Origin of the sequence: Acetobacter sp. DsW_059 (genome assembly GCF_002153695.1) — a bacterium.
Taxonomy (GTDB): Bacteria; Pseudomonadota; Alphaproteobacteria; order Acetobacterales; family Acetobacteraceae; genus Acetobacter; species Acetobacter thailandicus.
Map to the genome: position 1 here is coordinate 1 of NZ_JOPI01000039.1, position 23,140 is coordinate 23,140.

Sequence of the window (23,140 nt, forward strand, 5' to 3'; positions counted from 1 at the left end):
ATCGGTAAGCCTGTGAATCACAATCTCTCGCTCAGTTCAATAAATTAACAGGTCCTGAGCCTAATCACCCATGATGTCTGATATGCTCTTCCTGTGAGAGGGTAATATTATTGCCCGCCTTATTATTTTTCTCATATATGGCGGTATGTCAGGCCTTATCCTGCCATAGAGAATGGTCCCTCAGCAGTTACGCTGGCAGAGCGTATACGTTGTGCGTCCTGTACTGGTGGTACACCAAACATACGACGGTATTCACGGCTAAACTGAGAGGGGCTGTCATAGCCTACTGAAAATCCTGTGGCTGCGGCATCAGCTGAAGTGCTTAAAAGCAGTCTGCGCGCCTCCTGAAGGCGAAGTTTTGTACGGTATTGTAAGGGGCTCATCATCGTTGCTGCACGAAAATGCCTGTGAAACGATGAGGGGCTCATTCCCGCCATTTTAGCGACTGATGCAATATCAAACGATTCAGTATAGTGGTCGCGGATCCAGCTGATTGCCCGGTTAAGTTGTGAAAGGTTTGTGCCCGCTGTTGCAATCTGGCGTAGTACGTAGCCCTGTGGGCCCTGTAATAAACGGTATAGCAGTTCACGTAAGATAGCAGGCCGCAGAATAGGAATGTCTTCAGGGTGCTCAATGAGCCTGACAAGCCGCATCACCGGGTCAAGTATTTCGCAGCTCAGTGCACTGACTGTCATGCAGGAAGGGCAGGAGGATCCGTTACCGGGGAAGGTATCCTGCATTTCAAGTAAAAGATCAGCAATATGCGCAGGGTTAAGTGTCAGACATAAAGACAGGTACGGCTCATCAGGTGAGGCCTGTGTGATCTGCCCTGTTACAGGCAGGTCAACGGCTGTGACGAGATATTTACTGGCATCATAATGAAAAACCTTATCACACAGAACGACCTGTTTGGCACCCTGCACAATAACGCAAAAACGCGGCTCATATACGACATCAGCAGGTATGGTCGGCGCATCAGCACGAAACAAAATCAGGTCAGGCACGACTGTACGTGTCAGAGGCTCAACACAGTGACGGTCTATCATATCACGCAGCCGTAACAGAATATCCTGCATAAAATTATCCTTATGATGTTCGTCCATGAGCTTCTCTCATCTTTATAGTCATGCCTGATCCATGCAAAAGGAGAATTAAGGGTATATGACAGGATTGTGCAAGGATCTGGCTGAATTGTGCATTTTTTATTATCTTCTTAGTGTGTGAGGTTGATATATATAGCTAATTTCAGCCATTTTTTTATATGTAAGGCATGGCTCTATAATCAGTCATATAAATGAAAAGCAGAATCGTGCAATTATCTGCGCGCATTACTCTATCGAATTTCAAAAGAAAAGTAGCATAATCCTCCCAATCCTTACGTGCTGATCTACTCTTCTCTGCTGAAAAACTCTTTCAGGCAGCAGTAAGACGTAATCACGGCGCGGTATCTTATTCATGGCGAAAAGCTTGCCGATTTGTCCGGGTGCTGTGGGGCTCCTGACAAGCGGGGTGTATGTCTGCGCCCCAAAGCCATCAGAACAGAGACAGTTAATGGGGATCGTCGCCTTTTCACTCCGACGGCCTTACACATTCCTGGTCGCAGGGCTTATTATCCTGCTGCTGGGTATTACGGCCCTCTTTAAAACACCGACCGATGTCTTTCCCAGTATCGATATCCCGGTTGTAACCGTTGTCTGGTACTATGACGGCCTGGATGCCGCCGAGACAGAAAAACGTATCAGCACTTATACAGAGTTTTCTGAAAGTTTTTTTGTTAATAACCTGCGTACAATCGAAAGCCAGACAACGCCTGGTCTTGTATTGCAAAAACTGTATTTCCAGCCTGGGGTTAATGTTGACCTTGCTGTTGCGCAAACAGTATCTGCAACAAACTCCATTCGCGCGCTTTTGCCGCCAGGTATTCAGCCGCCTATTATCATGCAGTACAGCGCCTCGAGTGTGCCTGTTCTTCAGCTTTCTCTGTCTTCAGATAAGCTGACAGAGAGTGATTTGTATGATTACGGCATTTACCGCATTCGTCAGCAGTTAGCACCTGTTCCTGGCACTATGTTGCCTCCGCCCTACGGCGGCAAAATTCGTCAGGTTATGGTGGATATTGATGAAACAAAGCTCGCCGGAGCAGGCCTGACTCCTCTTGATGTCTCTAATGCCATTAATGTTCAGAATCTGACGCTGCCAGGTGGTACCGTAAAATTCGGTTCAACCCAGTATGACGTGCGTATGAATGGTATGCCTGATGTGGCAGCGCGCCTGAATAATGTACCGTTAAAGCATGACCCGAAAACGGGTGCTATTGTGCGTATACGTGATGTTGCCCAGGTGCGGGATGGTACAGCTGTACAGCAAAATATTGTGCGTCGTGAAGGGCGCCGCTCTGTTCTGCTGTCCATTATGAAAGCCGGTAATGCTTCAACTCTGAATGTTGTTAATGCCATTCGTAATGAAGTTCTGCCGGTTACGCGGGCTGCAGCACCTGCAGGTATGAAAATTGAAGAACTGTTTGATCAGTCTCTTTTTGTTAAGGCTGCTATTACTGGTGTGGCGTCTGAAGCAGTGATTGCAGGCCTTCTGACTGCGGCTATGATTCTGGCATTTCTTGCGAGCTGGCGCTCAACACTTATCGTTGCTGTCTCTATCCCGCTGGCGATTTTATCTTCTATCGCTGTGCTGTCCTGGACCGGGCAGACCCTGAACCTGATGACCCTTGGCGGCCTGGCTCTGGCTGTTGGTATTCTGGTTGATGATGCAACAGTGACGATTGAAAACATCCACCGTATCCGTCATGAGGGAACAGAGCTTAAACGGGCTGTGCTGGATGGTGCTTCAGAAATTGCTCTGCCAACACTGGTTTCTACCCTGGCAATTTCAAGCGTGTTTGTCTCCGTTGAGTTTCTTGTGGGGCCAGCCCGCTTTCTCTTCACGCCAATGGCACTGGCAGTGGTATATGCCATGCTGGCATCTTATGCGATCAGCCGGACACTGGTGCCTATTTTTGCAGCCATTCTGCTACGCGCAGAAGAACGCCAGGCAGAACGCCGCCGTGATGCAGGGCTGCCACCAGACCGCATTGCACGTTTTGGTATGGTTTTTGACCGTTATTTTGACCGTGTGCGTGACAGCTATGTGTACACCCTGCACAGACTGATCAGCAGTGGCTGGAAAGTGCCAGCTCTGGCAGGTACTGTTCTTCTGGTTACTGGCATTCTTGCAACGCAGGTCGGTCAGGATTTTTTCCCGAGTATTGATGCCGGTGAATTTAAACTTCACGTCCGGGCACCTGAAGGAACGCGTATAGAAAGTACCGAAAAATTATTTGACCAGGTTGAAGATGTTATTCGTGACATCGTACCTGAAAAAGAGCGTGCGCTTCTGCTCGATAATATGGGCATGCCTTTCCGTTATTCCATGCCTTTTGATGATGGTACAACCGTTGGTACAAATGACGGGCAGATTATGGTTGAGCTGAAGGAGGGACACCGCCCGACAGCTGATTACATCCGTAAACTGCGCACCGAACTGGCCCGTCGTTTTCCACATTGTGTGTTCTATTTCCAGCCAGCAGATATTGTGACCCAGATTCTCAATTTTGGCATACCAGCTCAGGTTGATATTCGTATTTCTGGTTACGATGTCACTAATAACCGAAAGGTTATGCAGGAAATCCGTCAGGAGATTTCTCATATCCCTGGTCTGGTCGATGTACATCTGCATCAGCAGATTGCAGCACCCGAACTGGCTGTGGCAATTGACCGCGAACGTGCACTTGACCTTGGGTTAACTCTTAATGATGTCGCCCGAAACGTGATGGTTTCTCTGGCATCGTCTAACACGGTTACTCCTAATTTCTGGGTCGATCCTGCCTCTGGTATTCAGTATCCGCTTGCAGTGCAGACCCCGCAATATCGGGTGAATAACCTGGGTGATTTGCGCAACACTGTGGTGGCGTCATCTTCTGCTGTGCAGAAAAACCCGGCATTGCTGAGCAATGTTGCAACAATTCAGCGCGGTACAGGGCAGAATGTTATTTCACATAGCAATATTCAGCCTGTTCTCGATATTGATGCGAGTGCTGAAGGGCGTGACCTAGGCAGCATTGCCCGTGATATCGATCGGGTTATTGCCCGTCATCGCGGTGAACTTTCTGCGGGTAACAGCATCACCGTGCAGGGGCAGATTGAAAGCATGCGTTCAGCTTTTGTCAGGCTTGGCATAGGGCTTCTGGTGGCAGCTGTTGCGGTTTACCTGCTGATGGTTGTGAATTTTCAGTCCTTTATGGACCCCTTTGTCGTGGTGCTCGGCCTGCCTGGCGCAATGTGCGGTATTGTTTTTATGCTGTTTGTCACAGGCACAACATTCTCTGTTCCGTCTTTGATGGGGGCAATTATGAGTGTGGGTGTTGCAAGTGCAAACTCAATCCTGCTCGTAACATTTGCTAAAGAACGGCGCGCTGAAGGCATGAGTGCTGCTGAAGCCGCTATTGCCGCAGGGCAGGCACGCCTGCGCCCTATTCTGATGACCTCACTGGCCATGATTATTGGCATGCTGCCGATGTCGTTAGGGCTGGGGGACGGAGGGGAGCAAAATGCTCCGCTTGGTCGCGCTGTTATTGGCGGGCTCATGCTTGGTACGTGCGCCACATTATTCATTGTGCCCTGGCTTTATACCCGCCTGAGAAAACAGGAAAGTCGCATTCTTGAGGAGTACAGTCATGTCTGAACCTGTTTTACCTGTAACCGGCCCGCGTAAAGATGTTGCCCGCCGGTCAGTCGCTCCTTTTATTGGTCTTGGTGTTGTGTGCCTGCTTGGATACGGTATTTATGCCCATGCTGAGCGGGGGAGTGCCGTGCGGGCTCTGGCCGCAACACGTGAGCACCAGATTCCCGAAGTGAGCTTCATGACAGTGCACAGAGAGACAAAACCTGTCTCTCTCGACCTGCCCGGTGAAACAGTTGCTGTTGAAACAGCAGCAATTAACGCCAGAGCTTCAGGTTATATTGCTGAGCGTCATGTAGATATTGGTTCGCATGTCAAAGCAGGCGATGTTCTGGCGGTTATCAGAGCGCCCGAGCTTGATCGGGAGGAAGCCCGTGCGCAGGCGGCTCTTGCGCAGGCACAGGCTAATCTTAGCCTTGCCCGTATTACGGCCAGACGTTCGGGCGGGCTCGTGGGCGGCGGAGCTGTGAGCCAGCAGAATTTTGATGCTGATCGTATTACTCAGCAGGCGCAGAATGCCGCTCAGGCTGCAGCTGATGCGGCTCTGGCAGTCAGTGCGCAACGGCGTGCATATACAATAATTACGGCTCCGTTTGATGGTGTGGTTACAGCCCGTAACGTTGAAAAGGGTGACCTGGTCAGTGCTGATAACCCGCAGTCTGCGCCTTTATTTGTCCTGGACAGAACTGACCGGCTGCGTGTGCGGGTGCATGTGCCGCAGGAAGAGGCGGGTCGCATACAGCCAGGAACACCAGTCAGGCTGACAGTGCCGGGCCGTCCAGGTGAAGCTTTTTCAGGTTCCGTTACACGCACAGGCCATGCACTTGAGCGCGAAAGTCGTATGCTGCCAGTTGAAGCAGAACTGGATAACCGTGATGGCAGGCTTGCAGCCGGTGTTTACGGGTCTGTTCATTTTGAGGTGCCCCGGCCGGCATCAACTATTCTGATACCTTCAGAATCTCTGATGTATAATGCAACAGGTTTATCAGTCGCTACTGTTGATATGACGAATCATCTGCATATTCGCCCTGTCACAGTTGGGCGTGACTATGGTGATAAAATTGAAATTCAGACAGGGTTGCCTGAGGGAAGCCGTCTGGTTTTACATCCGGCTTCTGCTCTGGCAGACGGTCAGGAAATTGCACCACATGATGCTCATGCGCCAGAAGGAGCATGAGCATGGCACCATCATTGAAAATATTATCTGCAGGCCTGGCGTTGCTGATGGGCGGGTGCACAATGATCCCGACCTATCATCGTCCGGCTGCGCCGGTTGAGAAAAAATGGCCTGGTAACGGGGCATCTGAAACCGTGGCACAGGATGCAGCTGATCTTGATAACTGGCGTAATTTCTATCGCGATCCGGTTTTGCAGTCCCTTATTTCTGCAGCACTGACCAACAACCGCGATCTGCAGGTGGCACAGCATCAGGTTGAAGCTGCAAGTGCACAGTTTGATATTGAAAATGCTGCTCTTTTTCCGACACTGAACGGCACAGCCGGTGCGAATGTGCAGAAAATGTATTCTCGTATCTGGAGTTTATCTCAGGGGAATGAACCATTTTATATGCGTCAGTATGCCGTAGGGTTTGGCATATCAGCCTATGAGGTTGATTTATGGGGGCGTATACGTTCAGCCTCGCGTGCATCGTTCGACCGCTATTTGTCGGATGCTCTTGGGCGTGAAAGTATGCGTCTGAGTGTTATAGCCAGCGTTTCGGTGGCTATGCTTAACTGGGTTGCAAATAATCAGGCCTTGCTGATTACACAGCATGTTATTGAAAACCGTCAGAAAACGTACAGACTGGTTGAGCAGACAGCGCGTGTTGGTACGGGCACACAGCTGGATGTCGCTGAGGCTGAAGCGGCTTTGCGCGACGCAGAGACACATTTGCAAATTTATACGCGTCAGCGTGAACAGGCGATGAATCAGCTTACGTTGCTTATAGGCGGGGCACCTGATCAGGCAACGCGTCTGGCATTAGAGAAGAAGGCTTCTCTGGATGATGTTCAGGCTTTTCCTGATGTGCCGGAGGGTTTGCCTTCAGACATGATAGCACGCCGCCCGGATATTCTCTCTGCTGAGCAGGTTCTTCGTTCGGCAAATGATGATATCGGGGCTGCACGTGCTGAATTTTTCCCTAAAATTCAGATTACGGCAGCTAACGGTACGGCCAGTAATAATATTACCCGTCTGTTTCAGAGTGGTATGGGTGCCTGGAATGTTGCCCCGCAGGTTACAGTGCCTTTGTTTGATGCCGGACGGCTTACAGCTGAGCTGCACCAGGCAAAAGCGCGCAAAAAAGAAGAAGTCTCACGCTATGAAAAAACCATACAGACTGCTTTTCGCGAAGTTGCTGATGCTCTGGCAGGACGAAGTACTTATCTCAAGCAGCTTTCTGCCCAGGTAGCACTCGTGCAGGCCAGTGATCGCCAGTATCAGCTGGCTCTGGCCCGGTTTAAAGGCGGGTATGACCCTTACCTGGATACTCTTGTGGCGCAGCGTACGTTGTATGATGCCCAGCTTGGCGCGATTACAACACATTTGCAGCAAATGTCTAATATCGTCACGCTGTATAAAACGCTGGGGGGAGGATGGCAGGGAACTCTGCCGCATCGTAAGGATAATGTAATTAATCATATTTTATAATATCTTAGACATTGACATTTACAGACCAGAAGCAGAGTGCCGGTGTGTAACCCTGGTGCCGGAACAAATTTTCCCGGCATCAGGTATGCGGTATTTAACGGATGATGTTTTCTGAACAATATTTTGATAATATATAAATTTAATTCATGTTTATATGAAAATAAATCATTTTTATTCATATATTTGATCGTGCATAAGGCGGTCACGACTTTGAACCGCATATAGAAAAATTATCGTTTATGAAAATACGAAAGCATAGTTACTTTTTTATTTTCAATAAACGTAATCAGGTTTTTTTATAAAAACAGGATGCAGTAATACGATGATTAAGGAAGATACATTCACTATAAAACGTATTCGTTTTGATGAGCATTATCTCCCTTCAGAGAATACGCGTCTGACGACAAATTTTGCTAACCTTGCAAGAGGGGAAAGCCGCCAGGCAAACCTGCGTAATGTTTTAAAGATGATTGATAATCGTTTTAATGATCTGGCACGCTGGGATAACCCTAAGCGGGATCGTTATGCTGTCGAACTTGAGATCATTTCATTTGATATGGATATCAGTTTTAAAAATAATAAAGAAACTTTTCCTCTGATAGAAATTCTGAAAACAACTATTATTGATAAAATAAATAATAAGCGTATTGAAGGTATTGCGGGGAATAATTTCTCATCTTACGTGCGTGATTATGATTTTAGTGTTTTATTGCCTGAGTATAATAAAGACAGGAAGGATTTTTCTAAACCTGATAATTTTGGAGATTTACATGGAAATCTCTTTAAAACGGTCATCAGTTCAGATTCTTATAAAAGAAATTTCAGTAAAGCGCCTGTTATATGCCTGAGTGTATCAGGTAACAGGACATATCATAAAACTGATAATGAGCACCCTGTGTTAGGGGTTGAGTATCAGCAGCGCGACTTATCGCTGACCGATCAGTATTTTGCAAAAATGGGCATGCAGGTTCGCTATTTTATGCCAGCCAGGAGTGTTGCCCCCTTAGCATTTTATTTCTTTGGTGACCTTTTGTCTGACTATACCACGCTGGAACTCATAAGCACGATCAGCACGATGGAATCATTTCAGAAAATTTATCGTCCTGAAATTTATAATGCTAATTCTGCTGCATCTGACTGTTATCAGCCAAGCCTTAAACATCAGGATTATTCGATAACCCGGATCGTTTATGACCGGGAAGAACGCAGCCAGCTGGCTGTCACACAGGGCAGGTTTACAGAAGAGCGATTTATTAAACCTTATCAGGATATTCTGGAGCAGTGGTCTGCCAGTTACGCCGTTTAACCATTTATAAGATACAAGGTCACGCCCCATGAAAACACTACTTCCAACCTCAACAGCAGGCAGTTTGCCCAAACCCTCATGGCTTGCAGAACCTGAAACGCTCTGGTCTCCCTGGAAGTTAGAGGGAGAAGAGCTGACAGAAGGGAAACAGGATGCGCTGCGCCTGACCCTTGATGATCAGGATCGCGCCGGTATTGATATTGTGAGTGATGGTGAACAGACCCGCCAGCATTTTGTTACCACCTTCATTGAGCATCTGAGTGGTGTTGATTTTGAAAATCGTCAGACCATCAAAATTCGTAATCGCTATGATGCAAGTGTGCCATCAGTTGTGGGGGCGGTTACACGTGAAAAACCTGTTTTTGTTGAAGATGCCCGTTTTTTACGTACACTGACAAAAAAGCCGATAAAGTGGGCATTGCCTGGCCCGATGACGATGATTGATACGCTTTATGACGGCTATTATAAAAGTCGTGAAAAACTTGCCTGGGAGTTTGCCGGAATTCTTAACCAGGAAGCCCGGGAATTAGAGGCAGCCGGTGTCGATATCATTCAGTTTGACGAGCCTGCATTTAATGTTTTTTTTGAGGAAGTTAATGACTGGGGTATTGCGGCTTTAGAAAAAGCAGCTGAAGGTCTGAAATGTGAAACAGCAGTCCATATCTGCTATGGATATGGTATTAAAGCGAATATTGACTGGAAAAATGCTCTTGGTGCGGAATGGCGTCAGTATGAAGAGATTTTTCCAAAGCTGCAGAGCTCCAGCCTCGATATCATATCACTGGAGTGTCAGAACTCTCGCGTTCCTATGGACCTGATCGAACTTGTTCGTGGTAAAAAGGTCATGGTAGGCGCTATTGATGTCGCAACTCATACTATTGAGACACCCGAAAAGGTTGCGGATGTTTTGCGTAAAGCTTTGCGGTTTGCAGAGGCTGATAAGCTTTATCCGTCTACTAACTGTGGCATGGCACCTTTGCCCCGGCATGTAGCAAGCGGCAAGCTCAGAGCATTAAGTGCCGGGGCTGCAATTGTTCGGGAGGAGCTGACCCGCTGACAGGAATATAGCTTGTTAAAATAATAAAAAATGATAATTATCATATAATTATATAAATTTTGTGCATAGATTTAAGGTGAAGCATGGATGTTCTGGAGCGTAGTCACCTGAAGGTTATTCAGGCTGTCGCGCGTGAAGGCTCATTAACTGCTGCCGGGCTGCGTCTTAACCTGACGCAACCCGCGCTAAGCCATGCTATTCGTAAAATAGAAAATCAGCTCGGGGTTAAGGTCTGGCGCAGGGAGGGGCGGTCACTCGTGCTCACTCAGGCGGGAGAATGGTTGTTATCTCTGGCCAATCGCATGTTGCCTCAATTTGAACTGGCTGAAAAACGGCTTGAACAATTTGGCAATGGTGAGCGTGGTACATTACGCATCGGTATGGAGTGTCACCCCTGTTATCAATGGCTTTTAAAAGTGGTTTCTCCTTATCTGGAAAGATGGCCGAAGGTTGATGTTGATGTGCGGCAGAAATTTCAGTTTGGCGGTATTGGTGCATTGTTCAGTAATGAGATTGATCTTGTTGTCACACCTGACCCGCTTTACAAACCCGGCCTGAAATTCACGCCTGTTTTTGACTATGAACTTGTGCTGGTTGTTGGCCCTCAGCACCCTTTGCGTGGTGAGAAGTTTATCTCACCAGAGCAGCTTGCGGGAGAAACCCTGATAACATACCCCGTACCGTCAGAGCGGCTGGATATTTATACGCAGTTTCTGCAACCTGCGGGTATTAGCCCAAGGCAGCAAAAGCAAATAGAAACAACAGATATTATGCTTGTGATGGTCGCTCATGGCAGGGGTGTTACGGCTCTGCCGGGATGGCTGGTTGAGGAATATGCTCAGCGCTTTGAACTTTCTCCTGTGAAGCTTGGCAAAAAGGGTATCGCAAAGCAAATTTTCCTTGGCTGTCGTGATACGGATGATGATATTTTTTACCTGCAGGATTTTATCCGGTTTGCTGCATCGCATCATTAGCCCTTTTTACCTTCAGCATTGTTGACAGGCCTGTGTTCTGCGCGCACATCATCTGACTGATGGTCTTTGCCTTTAAAATATAAGGCAGAGTGTAAAAGGGAATCAGGTATCATGGCATGATATGCTGTTTAAGCCTGAGCTGTCCCCGCAACTGTAAGTGGTATGTTTCTGCATACTGATCATAAGATCAGACCACTGGGCCTGGCCTGGGAAGGGAGATGCAGCCGGCGACGCCACAAGCCAGGAAACCTGCCATCGTGAATTGTTGCAAACGGGAAATGCTGATCGGGGAGTGTCAGCACAGAGTGGCATGCGCTGGTACAGCCTGATAAGGGCGTCAGTGCCTGCATAAACTTAGTCTCGTGGCAACATTCGGACCACGAGGTAGTTTTTATGGTGCGCAGACTTCTTTTTTTGAGCACAGCATTCTTCATTTTTCCCGGATGTATGGTCCGGGCAGCTGAACAGCCACAGCAGGCAGAGACAAGCCTGACGTCAGAGGAAGAGATGCTGTCACGTAATCCTGAACAGATTACTGTGAGTGCAGCCCGCAGGCCCGTCAGGCGTGATGAAATCGGTACTGCCATGACAATCATTACAGAGCAGCAGATTTTAAAACAGCAACGTCGCTCTTTACCAGATCTGTTAGCCCGTGAACCAGGGTTAAACCTTGTTCGCACCGGCGGAGCAGGGGGCACAACGTCAATTTTTATGCGTGGTACGAATGCCAATGAAGTAAAAGTGCGCCTTGATGGAATGGATATTAATGATGGCAGTTCTGCCAGTGGCATGTTCGATGCTGCTCAGTTTATGACTGATGGTATAGGGCGTATTGAAGTTCTGCGTGGTCCGCAAAGTGGCCTCTATGGTGCAGATGCTATGGCAGGGGTAATCGATATTACGACAGCCCGTGGCGAGGGGCGTTTTAAACCTTTTGTACGTCTTGAAGGCGGCTCATATGGCACATTTAATCAGGTTATCGGGTTACGTGGCAGTAAGGGGCGTTTCCATTATAATGTGACGCTTAATCATTATCGTATGGATGGGTTTCGCAGCATTCCGCATTATATTGACCGCTATTATGGTGCCACACGTGCGCAACGCCACACCGGCAACCGCAATGATAACCGGGGCACGAATATTCGTCTGGGCTATGACGTAACCAGAAATTTTGACCTTGGCCTGACAACCCGTCTGATTCAGAGCAATTATCACACCTATTCCCTGTATGACCTTCAGAGTGAAAACGAAGGCGGGGGGCATGTGCGTGAGCGTAATAATACAAATGAAGCAATTGTGCGCGGGACAGCTCATCTTGTGTCATTTGATGGTTTTTTTGATCAGGTCATCGGCCTTGGTTATATGGCCATTCGTAATCGATGGAATCAGACAGGGCTGTATGCTACCGGGCCCATTTATTACCGGTCAGACCGGCTGAAAATTGACTGGCATGGTACATTTAACTTTAAAAAATATGGCACAGTGCTGATTGGTGCTGAGCATTTTCATGACACGTTTGATACCAGTCATACTGCAGGCAGTGCTTATGACACCGGCTATCATACACAGGCGAGTATGGATACAACTGCAGGCTATGCGCAGTATGAAGGTAACTGGAACAAGATTCTCTATGGTGCTGCCAACGTGCGTTATGACAGTAATTCGCGTTATGGCCATTATGTCACCTGGCGTATGGCGCCTTCTGTTCATATTCCACATACAGGCACAATTATTAAGGCAAGTGCAGGGTCAGGTTTTCATGGCCCTACACTTTATCAGCTCTTTTTTAATCAGACCGGATCCAGCTATTCGCAAAAAGGTAATCCTGACCTGCGGGCAGAGCGTCTGATTGGCTATGATGCCGGTGTTGAACAAAAACTGCTGCACGATAAGCTGCATTTTGGTGCAACATGGTATGATAACAAGGTTAAAAACCTTATCCAGTCAACATTGTCGATAGATAACTCTTCAGGCTATTCGTATTATCAGTATTCCTATGGCAACGTCTCCCGTGCCCGTATGTATGGGGTGGAGGCATTTGCTGAGTGGAAACCCATAAAGACCCTCGATTTCAATCTGACTTATACCTGGACACATGCCCGTGATCTGACAAATCATCTGCCTTTGCAACGCAGGCCACAGCATAAGCTGAATTTTAATACTTCATGGAACCCGGTGAAAGATCTCACGTTATCTGGCAATATTCTTTATGTCAGCGGCTGGCGCGACCTGCCGGTTATTGGTTCTGAGGTTTGCAGCACCTGTGGTAAGGGGCATGGATATTTCACAGTTGATCTTGCTGCCAGTTATAAAATTAATCGTTTTGTTACAGTCTTTGCCCGTGCTGATAATCTGCTCAACAGGCAGTATGAAGAACCGATAGGCTATCTTCAGCCCGGGCGGGCAGGTTATGGAGGCGTAACACTGAGCTACTGATGCGCTGGTTAATTCCTTTGATAGGCATAGTGTATTGTGGGGTTCTGGCTGGTCATGGTCAGGCTGCCTCGCGTATTGCCTCACTTAATTTATGTACTGACCAGCTTGCCCTGATGCTCGCTGATAAAGAGGAGATCGTTGCCCTTTCTCCTCTTGTGCGCGACTGTTCTGCTTCTGTGCTGTGTCATGAGGGGTTGCCACACGTTATATTTGCAGCCGATGCTGAAAATATTCTGTCTGTGCATCCTGATATTGTTCTTGCAGGGCAATACACAGCCCGTACTGCAGTGATGGCAGCGCGTGAGGTTGGTGCTCATATAGTCATACTGCCACCGGCGCGTCGTTTGTCTGACATCCCCGGGCAGATCCGGCGCGTAGCTCAGGCTGTGGGCCATCCGGAGCGGGGGGAGGCTCTTATTGAAACGCTGCTGGCCTGGCGCCCTGACCTGCTTATTCTTGACCGCTCAGGGCAGGGGCACTCTCTTGCTCAGGCTATGCTGGATAACCCGGTTCTGACGGAGTTTTTTCCCGGGGTGCATCATGTGAATATTCCTGCCTCTCTCTGGTTATGTGGTTTGCCACAAACGCTTGAGGCAGTAGCTGTTCTGCGTCGTGCCCGTGCAGCACTGGCAGAGAATAAAACGGAGGCTCCATGACGAAGCGCGAGGTTCTGCTCAACAGTCTGTTATGTATGAGTATATGCCTGCTGGTTATGACCTCTCTGCTATGGGGAGAGCACGGTTTTTCTTTTATGCAGGCATTGCATGAATGGCTTGCCGGTCAGCATACAGCCGGCTCCGTTATTCTGGGGGGGCTGCGTCTGCCACGGGTCATTCTGGGCATTATGGTTGGTGGTACACTGGGCCTTTCAGGTGCCGTATTACAGGGGTATTTGCGTAACCCGCTGGCCGACCCGGGGTTGCTGGGGGTTTCGGGCGGGGCGGCACTTGGTGCTGTTTGTGTATTTTACACGGGGCTTAGTGTGATGGGCTCAGCTCTGCTGCCCGCCGGTGGGCTTATCGGGGCCTTTCTTGCTGTCGCTATGCTGCTTCTTCTGGTGGGGCGGGGCACTGCTCTGGTGCTCTTACTGGCTGGCGCTGCTCTGAGCAGTTTTACTGCGGCTTTAACGGCACTTGTGCTGAACCTCGTGCCAAGCCCTTATGCTTCGTTTGAAATTATGCGCTGGCTGATGGGCTCTCTGACAGACCGGACCATGTCTGATGTATTGCTGGCACTGCCCGGTGTAGCAGGAGGATGCATTGTGATGATGTTATCAGGGCGTGCTCTGGACGCGCTGACACTGGGGGAGGATGTTGCCCAGACGATGGGCTTTCATCTGCGTGGCCTGAAGGGGGTGCAGTTACGTCTTGTCGTGGGCACGGCTCTGGCTGTTGGTTCCTGTGTGGCTGTGTCAGGCGCTATTGGTTTTGTCGGGCTGGTTGTACCTCATCTGCTCAGGGTGGTTGTGGGGTACAGGCCGTCTCGTCTGCTCTTGCCTTCTTTTCTGGGCGGGGCCGCTCTGCTTTTGCTTTCAGACCTCATTGTGCGTGTAGTTTCAGGCCATAAAGACATACAAATTGGCGTTATAACCGCACTTATTGGTGCACCTGTCTTTTTTTACAGAGTGCTTCAGTTCAGAAAACATGGGCAGTTTTAGTGCTCGAAGTGCATCATCTTTCCTGCCAGGCCGGAGGGCGTACGTTACTGGATGCTGTTTCTGCACAGTTTGACAAAGGGTGTGTTACAGGCTTACTCGGCCCGAACGGAGCCGGTAAAAGTACGCTTCTGAAAGTTACAGCCGGCCTTGTGCCAGCCTGTGCGGGGAAAATAACACTCGACGGGTATGATATACAGTCTTTAACGACAGCGCAGCTGGCGCGACAACTGGCTTATATTCCGCAGGATAATCCGCCTCTTCCAGCTATCCCGGTATGTGAAATCATTTCACTGGGGCGTTTACCTTATGGTGAGGCTGGTAGCCGGGCTATAAAGCATTATGCTGTTGAAAATGCTTTGAAAGCTACTGGTCTGGCAGACCTGGCGCAACGTCGGGCTGATCAGCTTTCAGGAGGAGAGAAGGCGAGATTAATGCTCGCACGCGCGCTTGCTACAGAAGCGGAAATTATACTGGCAGATGAGGTGATGGCGGCTCTTGACCCCGCTCATGCGCTTTCTGTTATGCAGATATTGCGTAGTCAGGCTGAAGCAGGCAGGTGTGTTGTGCTTGTTATTCATGACCTGCTCATGGCAACGCGTTTTTGCGATAATCTGGTGCTGATATCTGATGGTAAAGTGCGGGCCTCTTTGTCACCGGCAGACCTGACGGACACTCTCGTGCAAAATGTTTATGGTGTCACCACGCGTCAAATCGGAACCGGGCTTGTGCCGTGGAATCGTGTGTGACCCCATAGCTGCCGGTATTTTTATAGGTTAATTCTCATAAAGGGATTTTTCGTAATAGTATGCCGCAGTTATATCAGCGATACACTATTACGGGATCATTATGCAGAAAGAGAAAAATGTGTGATTTCCTGCTGAGAACCTACGGTGCGGATACCAAAATACCCTGGGGATGCAGCATTTACTGGTGCTGAAAAAATCTTTTTACCATCAAGGAACAAAGTCGTCACACCGTTATGAACACTTATAACGGTGTGATAAACATGGTCCGGTTTCAGCATATCAGCCGGGGCAGTACTTTCCTGTAACAGGATGCGTGCGCCTGAGCCGTCATAATGCCTGAAGCGTGTGGTTGTATTATTATTACCGCCAATACCTGCATATTCGAGAACAAGAGAGTTATAGGCAGAGAGTGTGCCGTTGCGCACGTGAGGAAGTACGCCATTTTTTTCATGTGCGTTCCAGAAGATATTCATATCTGAAACGCGTAGTGCTCCTTCCGGCTTCAAAATTTTCCGATCGAATGTAAGGGTATAGTTACCTTTTAGCGGGTGCTCGAACCAGAGTGTGACACCCCGCTGTGCTACGATTTTTACTCCATCAGGAATAATTTCTGCCTGTGAAGCAGGGGTGACAGGCAGAGTTTTCTCAGCTTCAAAGCGCCAGATATGGTTCTGATTATCCTGTATAGTTAAAGTGTTTTCGGCTTTTGTCCCGGCTTTTGATAAAACCGGAGAGGCCGCACTGAGAGCAAGACATAAAACGTAGTGCCCGGGTGTATAAACACGTCTAGAGCGTTTCATAAAAAATGTCCTCCTCCTGCGGGGCAAGTGCCATCAGACCTGTTGCCCCCAGCCCCCACTGAGCCGCGGCATTTGTTGAAATATGTGGTGCTTCATCAACTGCTTCAGGCACTGCCGGCGGTGAGAGATGGTTTATCTGAAAGTCACTGAGTAAAAGCCCTGCATCACCCTGTGCAAAAATACGCCATGCCTGCCTGCGCAAAGCGGTGTCTCTGAGAGTGTAGCCTGCGTAGGCCAACAGGCGGGCATGTGCCTGCCTGAGGTTTAAGTGATGCAGTGCCTGCCCCAGTTTGTTTTTCTGGTTTTGTGCGTCAGCCAGATAGAGTGTGCAGTAATCCAGCCAGGCATTTTTAAAATCAGGCTGCGGTAAGAGCATAATCAGCTCGCTGCATGTTTCTGGCAGTCCGAACATGGCGCTCAGATGTGAAATAGAAAGAGCCCCTGTGCGATCCTGAGCAAACTCACCTGTATGCAGGTCCATCACACCCAGTCCGGTAAAAAAACCATGAGGCTGGGCTGCAATGCTGGTCATAGAGGCCAGTAGTTTGTTTTTCCATTGCTCATCACCTGTACGTTCCCATTCCAGCAGCCAGGCGGCGGCAATGGCTCCCCAGTCTGTACCAAAGGAGACCGTTGCATGATGAGGCTGTGCCTTGACGGCTGCTGCCCCGCCAGTTTTGCGTCCGGGAACAATATCCTGCAGGCGGTTAACAGCGTTAACCTGTGCACGCAGTAACTCACCGGTACGCTCATCCGCGGTCAGAAAATAATAGATTTTTGCATTTGCAACGCTGGAGATACGCAGTTGTTTGGCGCTGTCTCCCCAGTGCTGCACGTTATGACGCGAACCTAAGGGGGCAAATTTTCCGATATGGTAGACATCAACTTCTGTAATATGTCGTGTCATGGCTTCAGCCTGACGAAAGCTTTCCGCATTGCCTTTGTGCAGGTGGTATGCCCAGAACCACATAACAGAGCTTAGTTCACCGTTATCCCATGCAAACCCGCCGATGTCATAACGCCATGTATGCCTGTCGGCATCATAGGTGTGCATAATGTCACCGTAGTCCCAGAAGCCATACCAGCGTCTTTGCTCAATCTGATTACGGTAAAATGTAAAAAGTGTATCAAGAGCCTGGTTTACTTTTGAATTTACATTCTGTGGGTGTTCGGGGCTCCAGAAAGCATGGGTCGCACGTGATGTGAACAGGTCAGGCAAAGATTGCCTTAATTGCGGTGGAGATGAAATGCGCTCAGCGATAGCCGCCAGGCTGGTGTTGTCGGGTGTATGGTCAGTAAATTCTATAACGATTTCGCTGGTTCGGCCAACACCGTAAGAGGAGGAAAAACCGGGTTCATAATCCTCATAAGTGATATCGAGAGCCTGCCGCTGCGTGGTATAATCGTTCTGATTTTCGGGGGTCTGATAAGGTGCCATCTGCATGGGCTCTGCATCTGGTGCCCAGAGCCATGCTGTGAGTTGCGCATTATTCTCTCCTCCGTTTTCTACAGAGAGTGCTGCCGGGTAGCTCTGCCAGAAATTTCTGATGCCGAGCACGACACCCCCCGATACGTCGCCAAGAAAAACAGTGCCAGAAGCTCTTTGTCCGGAAAAAGAATTGATCCAGGCATCATGTTTTGTAATTCGTTTTTTGAGTGAAAAGCCATCACACGTTGCCTGGGTAAGTGTATAATCACCATAAACAGGGACATACCCGATAGCACCAGAGACTTTAGGAGACCATTCTGCCTCAGGTGGCACAGCCTGGCCCTGTGTTTGTGCGGAACGTATATTGCTGCCCGGGTCGCGGCGTAAGCCGGTCAGAGGTTGCAATGCTTCAGCGAAGACACCGCCATCAGCACTTACAAAACGAATGTGCCGGTTATAGGCTTCACCATGAAACTGAGAGGAAATATTCAGCCCCAGACCACGCACTTCATATTTTTTGGGGTCAATATCATGAATGATTGAGTGTATAACGCGAATTGCACCGCTATTTTTATAAAAATAGAAACGAAAAATAAACGGAATAACCTGTGTATGATCTGGTCCGCTATGTTTACCTTCTATGCGGATAACAGCCCGGTCAGGCCCGTTACCTTCAATTTCAAGTGTGTGAACGTCGCCATGGCACGGGAAGGTTCTGGTTTGTGTTATCTCTCCCTGTTGTGTGCTTTGTTCCAGCAGAGTGATGGCCTGCACCTGTGCCTGGCGTGGAAACGAGAGGGACAGAAAAGACTGCCCTTTTGAAAAACTGGCCTGGAGTTTCCCTGTGTTGACAGAGATCTGATCATCCGTCTTTTGCGCAATGGTTTCCGTTCTGGTTTCTGAGTGTCGGGCAGGTGCAGGTACAGCATGAAGCCGGGTATATGCCGCCAGGTCAGAATGTGCAGTTGGAGAAACTGCATGAGCACTCCATTTGACAGATCCGTCCGGCCACCATGCGGTGATCCATGACTGTATCTGCTGCGTTCCGGCATCTGAGGTGCCCAGCGAAAAGCGTGCTGGTGCACGTACAGCACCCTGTGGCCAGGCGGCGCCAAACGTCGTGCCCTGAAAGACATTTCCTGATGGCGGACCGTTAAGCCAGTTTATCTGTGTCGTAGCAGATTTGTGCTCTGCTGAGCCTTGAGCCTGCGTTGCTGCGGTGAAAAATAAGCTGCTGGTTGCGGTTGAGAGTTTAAGGAAATGGCGCCTTCCTAAATGTGGCAACGTACCTGTCTCCGTCTTATAAGAATAGAAAATGAGCTGTCTGGTTTTTCAGAAATGCACACTTACCGTGCCACCGATGATGCGTGGTGTACCCAGCCAGCCGAATACAGAGCCATAATCTCCCTCACGCAGGCTGCGATAATATGTTTTGTTCAGAACATTATTTACCCATACAGAGGTATCGATAGCCGTATTATGCACCTTAATTTTGTACCCAAGAGAAAAATTCAGCAGGCCGTAAGCCGGTATCTTGGCTGAGGGAGAGTCATCAACCGTTGCAAATGTTGCTGTGCGATAAGAGTAACGCACTGTGGCGTACACTGAGGATGTATCATTGAGGATATAGTCATACCGCCCAAGCACACTCAATGAGAGTTTAGGTGCCCTGAATACAGGTTTGCCGTTCAGACTGCATGATTTCGGAGGCTGACTTTGCATCGAAACCTCGGGCATGCACCTGGCATTGTCGTATGTCAGATATTTTGTGTCATTATACAAAATATTGGGTGTAATCATCAGCCCTTTAAGGGGGTGCCAGTTCATAGTATATTCAACCCCGCGCGACCTGTAGTCACCCGCATTGGTTAAATAGGTCTGCTGTGTTGTCGGGTCGTACCCCTGAGTCTGAAAATTCTTAACCAGAGCATTAAAATAATCAATTTTGAAATCAAGCCGGGCAACCGGAATTTCTTTGTGAAGACCGACTTCAATACTTTCAGTTGTTTCAGGTTTGATATACAGGCTGCCAAAGCCTGCTTTTCCGGCTGAGCCGGATGAAATATTCAGCGCTCCGGCTTTCATGCCATAGGCAAGTGCAACGTAAAATTTTGTCAGGCTGTCAGGGTCATAATCAATATTGACCATTGCTGAGGGTAAGGCTGTCGTTTTGCTTAGCACACCAGAGTAAAACGGACTTTTGTTTAACCGGCGGAACGTACCGCTTTTATCGTCGATACCTTCACGAAAGCCAAATTTCATTGTGACTTTTTTAATCGGATGTGCCGTAGCCTGCGCATAAAACGAATAATAATCATCGCGGAGTGAGCCGTAGCGATAAACATCCAGGCCGTTATACAGTTTATTACCATACCATGCACCAGCACTGTCAGCGCTGTATCGTGTAATGGCATTAGTATTCAGACTTTCACCCGAGTAGGCAAAGCCCGCAGCAAAGTTAATAGTCTTCCATTGAGGGGAGTCAAAACGAAGGTTTTCATACCATGTCCGGTCACGTACATTCGTGCCCGAATTATAATAGACATTAATGCTGTATGGGTCGGCCATAACCGGGTTTGTATCAAAATAGCGGAACGAGCTTATGGATGAGAACTTCCACCCTCCTGCAAAACGCCAGCTCAGCTGAGGTGAAACACCAAATTGCTGCGTTGTGTCATAGTTCTGGTAGTCAATATCAGTTTTGCGGCCAGTAACGATATGGTTGCCAAATTTGGATGACATATCCTGGAATTCGTTTTTCCCATCGACAGTAATGCTTTTATAAAAAACCGGTGTCGGAGTTTCCCGTTCTGCACTGTAATCTGCGATCAGTCTGAAGTGGAATCTTTTGCCCGGTCTGTAAGCAAGCTGCACTCTGACACTATCGCCATGATACCCGTTGACGTTGTTGCCATAGCGAACATTTTTAATAAAACCGCCCTGTGCTGTATGGTTATAGCTGATGCTGCCAAATAAATTTTTCAGAATTCTGCCTGATGTTAAAGCTGAGGCCTGCATATACCCGTAGCTACCGTAGGAGAATAAAGCTTCATTGCGCGGTGTGGCAGAGGGCATACGCGTTTTAATATCAATGACGCCAGCCGTGACGTTGGCGGGGTATAAAGTCCCCTGTGTGGCTCCGTTATATACGTCTATTGATTCCAGGTCGTTAAACCCGTGTGACATCATTGACGGACGGCTCAGGTAAACACCGTCAAGAAACAGCCCGACACTGCTGGGCATACCGACGTTTGTCTCACCGCCTGTCTGACCACCGCCATCACCCATGCCGCGTATAGAAATACTGCTGTTAAAAGGGTCAGCCGCATCAATATTCAGGCTTGGTGCCAGCTGCTGAAGGTCTTCAAGTGTGTTAATTCTCTGGCTAACCAGCTCTTTTCCTGAAAAATGGTAAGAAGAGGATGTCGCGCGCTGAGGGTCTTTGCGTACCTTGTTGCCAATAACCTCAAGAGATTCTTTCTGTGCTTCTCTTTTATGGAATTTACTGGCGTTTTTATGCCGTAATGGTTGCCCGGGCTGAGCGCTTTCAGCCCATGAATTTGTGCTGAGCAAAGCGGTTGTCAGTACAAAATTAATAACTATTCCTTTTCGCAACATAAAAAAACCACCACAAAATTGTCATTAAAATTCCTAAATCATCTGATTCCACGATATCTATGTACATTATAGTTAAATAAACTTTAGGTGATGTTATTTTATAAAAAATATACGATAAATTTTAGTGTTAAATGAAAGTCAGAGTGATGTTCTCTTCATATTTTTTGCGTATTCTCAGAGGGGGGCTGCCCTTTCTCCTGCTTCCGGCACTGGCCTGTGCAGACGAGAAAACTCCACCAAAATCATGGGTAGACCCTGATACAGGGCACCGTGTTATCCGCGTGACAGATGATCCTGGCTCATCGAGTCTTTATTTTAATATCAATACGTACACACCTGATGGGAAGCAGATGATTTATACCACGCCTGATCGTGGTATAGGTGTGATTGATCTCACCAGCCTAAAGGCCAGGTCTCTGGTCAAAGGGCCGGTTGGTGGTGGGCCGGGTGCTGTTGTTGTTGGTCATAAATCCCCCGTTGTTTATTATTTTAAGGGGAAAGAGAATGATCCGCAGTATGCCTCTTTGTGGAAAGCGGACATCAATACAGGCAAACAGCAGAAAATTGCAGATCTGCCACGCCGGTCGGGTGTTTTTTCAATTAATGCTGATGAAACGCTGGGAGCCGGCAGCTATATCGTTGGTGACGGAGAAGACTATAACGGGCGTCAGGCAGGGCAGATCGCACACAAAAATACGGCTACAGAGCCATTAAATAAGAAAGAGAAAATGGCCAGACGGTTTGCTGCAAAGTTGCCAATGATTATTTTTACTGTCGATTTGCATAATGGTCAGATTAAACCCGTTTTTGCCAGTACGGACTGGATAGATCATTTGCAGTTTTCACCCTCTGATCCGACCCTTTTGATGTATGCCCATCAGGGTGCCTGGCAGCAGGTTGATAAGCTCTGGACTATTCGCACTGATGGTTCAGAAAATACCCATATCGATCCACGTATTATGCAAATGGAGGGCAGTGGCCATCAGTGGTGGGACAAAAGCGGTAAAAACATCTGGTATGACCTGCATATGCCATTAGGTGTTAATTCGTTTGTTGCAGGGTATAATGTTGAGAATGGAAGCAGAACATGGTTCCACTATGAGCCGCAGCAGGCTTCAATTCATTTTAATTTGTCCTCTGACGGTAAACTGTTTGCCGGAGATGGTAGTAATGCACCTGATGCAAAGTGGATTTATCTGTTCCATCCGAAACTGGTGAAAGATGATCATACGCTGGGGAAAAACCTTATTCGTCCTGGTTATTTCGTGGCTGAACATCTGGTGAATATGGCACATCATAATTACCATCTTGAGCCTAATGTTAGTTTCACTCCGGATAACCGGTACGTTATTTTCCGTTCTGATATGTTCGGGCCGACTTATGTTTTTGCTGTTGAAGTAAAAAAACATAATGAAGGTACTGACTGAAAAAATTTCCGCCTGTGGAGAGCGCAGAGGTAACCACCTGATATTTAGCGGGGAGGGCGTAAGCTTAGCATAAACGCCCTCCGATTGTTTTCTGTTTATCCAAAGTGGCTGGTCTGTTGCCGAAGTGAGAAAAGACGGGAAGGGGACCATATTCTCAGAGTATGATGATGCATCTGTATCATCAAAAAACAGAGAGAAAACATCATAAAATTCGCCAACGTGCAAGATTAGTATTATTAATAAGCTAGGCTCAGGACCTGTTAATTTATTGAACTGAGCGAGAGATTGTGATTCACAGGCTTACCGA

Annotated in this window: 15 protein-coding genes and 1 riboswitch; of the genes, 11 read left to right on the plus strand and 4 right to left on the minus strand. The window is 48.2% G+C overall.

From position 1 onward, the window contains the following. Nucleotides 1-155: 155 nt before the first annotated feature. Nucleotides 156-1,103 (minus strand): AraC family transcriptional regulator, encoded by a 948-nt coding sequence (locus HK25_RS09125; protein ID WP_233127772.1) that lies wholly within the window; start codon nt 1,101-1,103, stop codon nt 156-158. Nucleotides 1,104-1,455: 352 nt separating this feature from the next. Here HK25_RS09125 and HK25_RS09130 point away from each other — a divergent pair, with 352 nt between their 5' ends. From HK25_RS09130 to HK25_RS09175, 10 genes are all read left to right on the plus strand, one after another. Then, nucleotides 1,456-4,737 (plus strand): efflux RND transporter permease subunit, encoded by a 3,282-nt coding sequence (locus HK25_RS09130; RefSeq protein ID WP_233127773.1) that lies wholly within the window; start codon nt 1,456-1,458, stop codon nt 4,735-4,737. Then, a complete protein-coding gene (locus tag HK25_RS09135; RefSeq protein ID WP_086636007.1) occupies nt 4,730-5,911 on the plus strand; it encodes an efflux RND transporter periplasmic adaptor subunit in 1,182 nt (393 codons plus the stop codon). The genes HK25_RS09130 and HK25_RS09135 overlap by 8 nt, the downstream gene beginning before the upstream one ends. A 2-nt stretch (nt 5,912-5,913) precedes the next feature. Beyond that, a complete protein-coding gene (locus tag HK25_RS09140; protein WP_086636008.1) occupies nt 5,914-7,383 on the plus strand; it encodes an efflux transporter outer membrane subunit in 1,470 nt (489 codons plus the stop codon). A gap of 322 nt (nt 7,384-7,705) precedes the next feature. After that, on the plus strand, nt 7,706-8,689 hold the full coding sequence (locus HK25_RS09145) for a DUF1852 domain-containing protein (RefSeq protein WP_086636009.1): 984 nt from the start codon (nt 7,706-7,708) through the stop codon (nt 8,687-8,689). 28 nt (nt 8,690-8,717) lie between these two features. Then, a complete protein-coding gene (locus tag HK25_RS09150; RefSeq protein ID WP_086553312.1) occupies nt 8,718-9,746 on the plus strand; it encodes a methionine synthase in 1,029 nt (342 codons plus the stop codon). Between the two features lie 83 nt (nt 9,747-9,829). After that, nucleotides 9,830-10,720, plus strand: a complete 891-nt coding sequence (locus HK25_RS09155; protein WP_086553311.1) for a LysR family transcriptional regulator — start codon at nt 9,830-9,832, stop codon at nt 10,718-10,720. A gap of 43 nt (nt 10,721-10,763) precedes the next feature. Next, nucleotides 10,764-10,992, plus strand: a riboswitch (cobalamin riboswitch). Between the two features lie 175 nt (nt 10,993-11,167). Further along, nucleotides 11,168-13,156 carry a TonB-dependent receptor domain-containing protein gene (locus tag HK25_RS09160; protein WP_346346043.1) on the plus strand — a complete coding sequence of 663 codons (1,989 nt, stop codon included), beginning with the start codon at nt 11,168-11,170 and terminating at the stop codon, nt 13,154-13,156. Continuing rightward, the gene (locus HK25_RS09165) at nt 13,156-13,812 is read left to right on the plus strand and encodes an ABC transporter substrate-binding protein (protein ID WP_086636011.1); all 657 of its coding nucleotides are present in this window, start codon (nt 13,156-13,158) and stop codon (nt 13,810-13,812) included. The genes HK25_RS09160 and HK25_RS09165 overlap by 1 nt, the downstream gene beginning before the upstream one ends. Further along, nucleotides 13,809-14,813: an iron ABC transporter permease gene (locus HK25_RS09170; protein WP_086636012.1), complete on the plus strand. Its 1,005-nt coding sequence runs from the start codon at nt 13,809-13,811 to the stop codon at nt 14,811-14,813. Before HK25_RS09165 ends, HK25_RS09170 begins: the two co-directional genes overlap by 4 nt. Next, nucleotides 14,813-15,559, plus strand: a complete 747-nt coding sequence (locus tag HK25_RS09175; RefSeq protein WP_086636013.1) for an ABC transporter ATP-binding protein — start codon at nt 14,813-14,815, stop codon at nt 15,557-15,559. The genes HK25_RS09170 and HK25_RS09175 overlap by 1 nt, the downstream gene beginning before the upstream one ends. A gap of 98 nt (nt 15,560-15,657) precedes the next feature. Here the strand turns inward: HK25_RS09175 and HK25_RS09180 are convergent, their stop codons facing one another. From HK25_RS09180 to HK25_RS09190, 3 genes are read right to left on the minus strand one after another with little or no spacing between them, the layout of a single operon-like run. Then, nucleotides 15,658-16,359 carry a DUF6250 domain-containing protein gene (locus tag HK25_RS09180; RefSeq protein WP_086636014.1) on the minus strand — a complete coding sequence of 234 codons (702 nt, stop codon included), beginning with the start codon at nt 16,357-16,359 and terminating at the stop codon, nt 15,658-15,660. Next, nucleotides 16,346-19,072: a hypothetical protein gene (locus HK25_RS09185; protein ID WP_086636015.1), complete on the minus strand. Its 2,727-nt coding sequence runs from the start codon at nt 19,070-19,072 to the stop codon at nt 16,346-16,348. Before HK25_RS09185 ends, HK25_RS09180 begins: the two co-directional genes overlap by 14 nt. Before the next feature lie 48 nt (nt 19,073-19,120). Then, nucleotides 19,121-21,406, minus strand: coding sequence for a TonB-dependent receptor (locus tag HK25_RS09190; protein ID WP_086636016.1), 2,286 nt, complete (start codon nt 21,404-21,406; stop codon nt 19,121-19,123). Between the two features lie 146 nt (nt 21,407-21,552). Between HK25_RS09190 and HK25_RS09195 the strand changes: the two genes are divergently transcribed. Next, nucleotides 21,553-22,833 carry an oligogalacturonate lyase family protein gene (locus tag HK25_RS09195; protein WP_086636017.1) on the plus strand — a complete coding sequence of 427 codons (1,281 nt, stop codon included), beginning with the start codon at nt 21,553-21,555 and terminating at the stop codon, nt 22,831-22,833. The last annotated feature ends 307 nt before the right edge of the window (nt 22,834-23,140 follow it).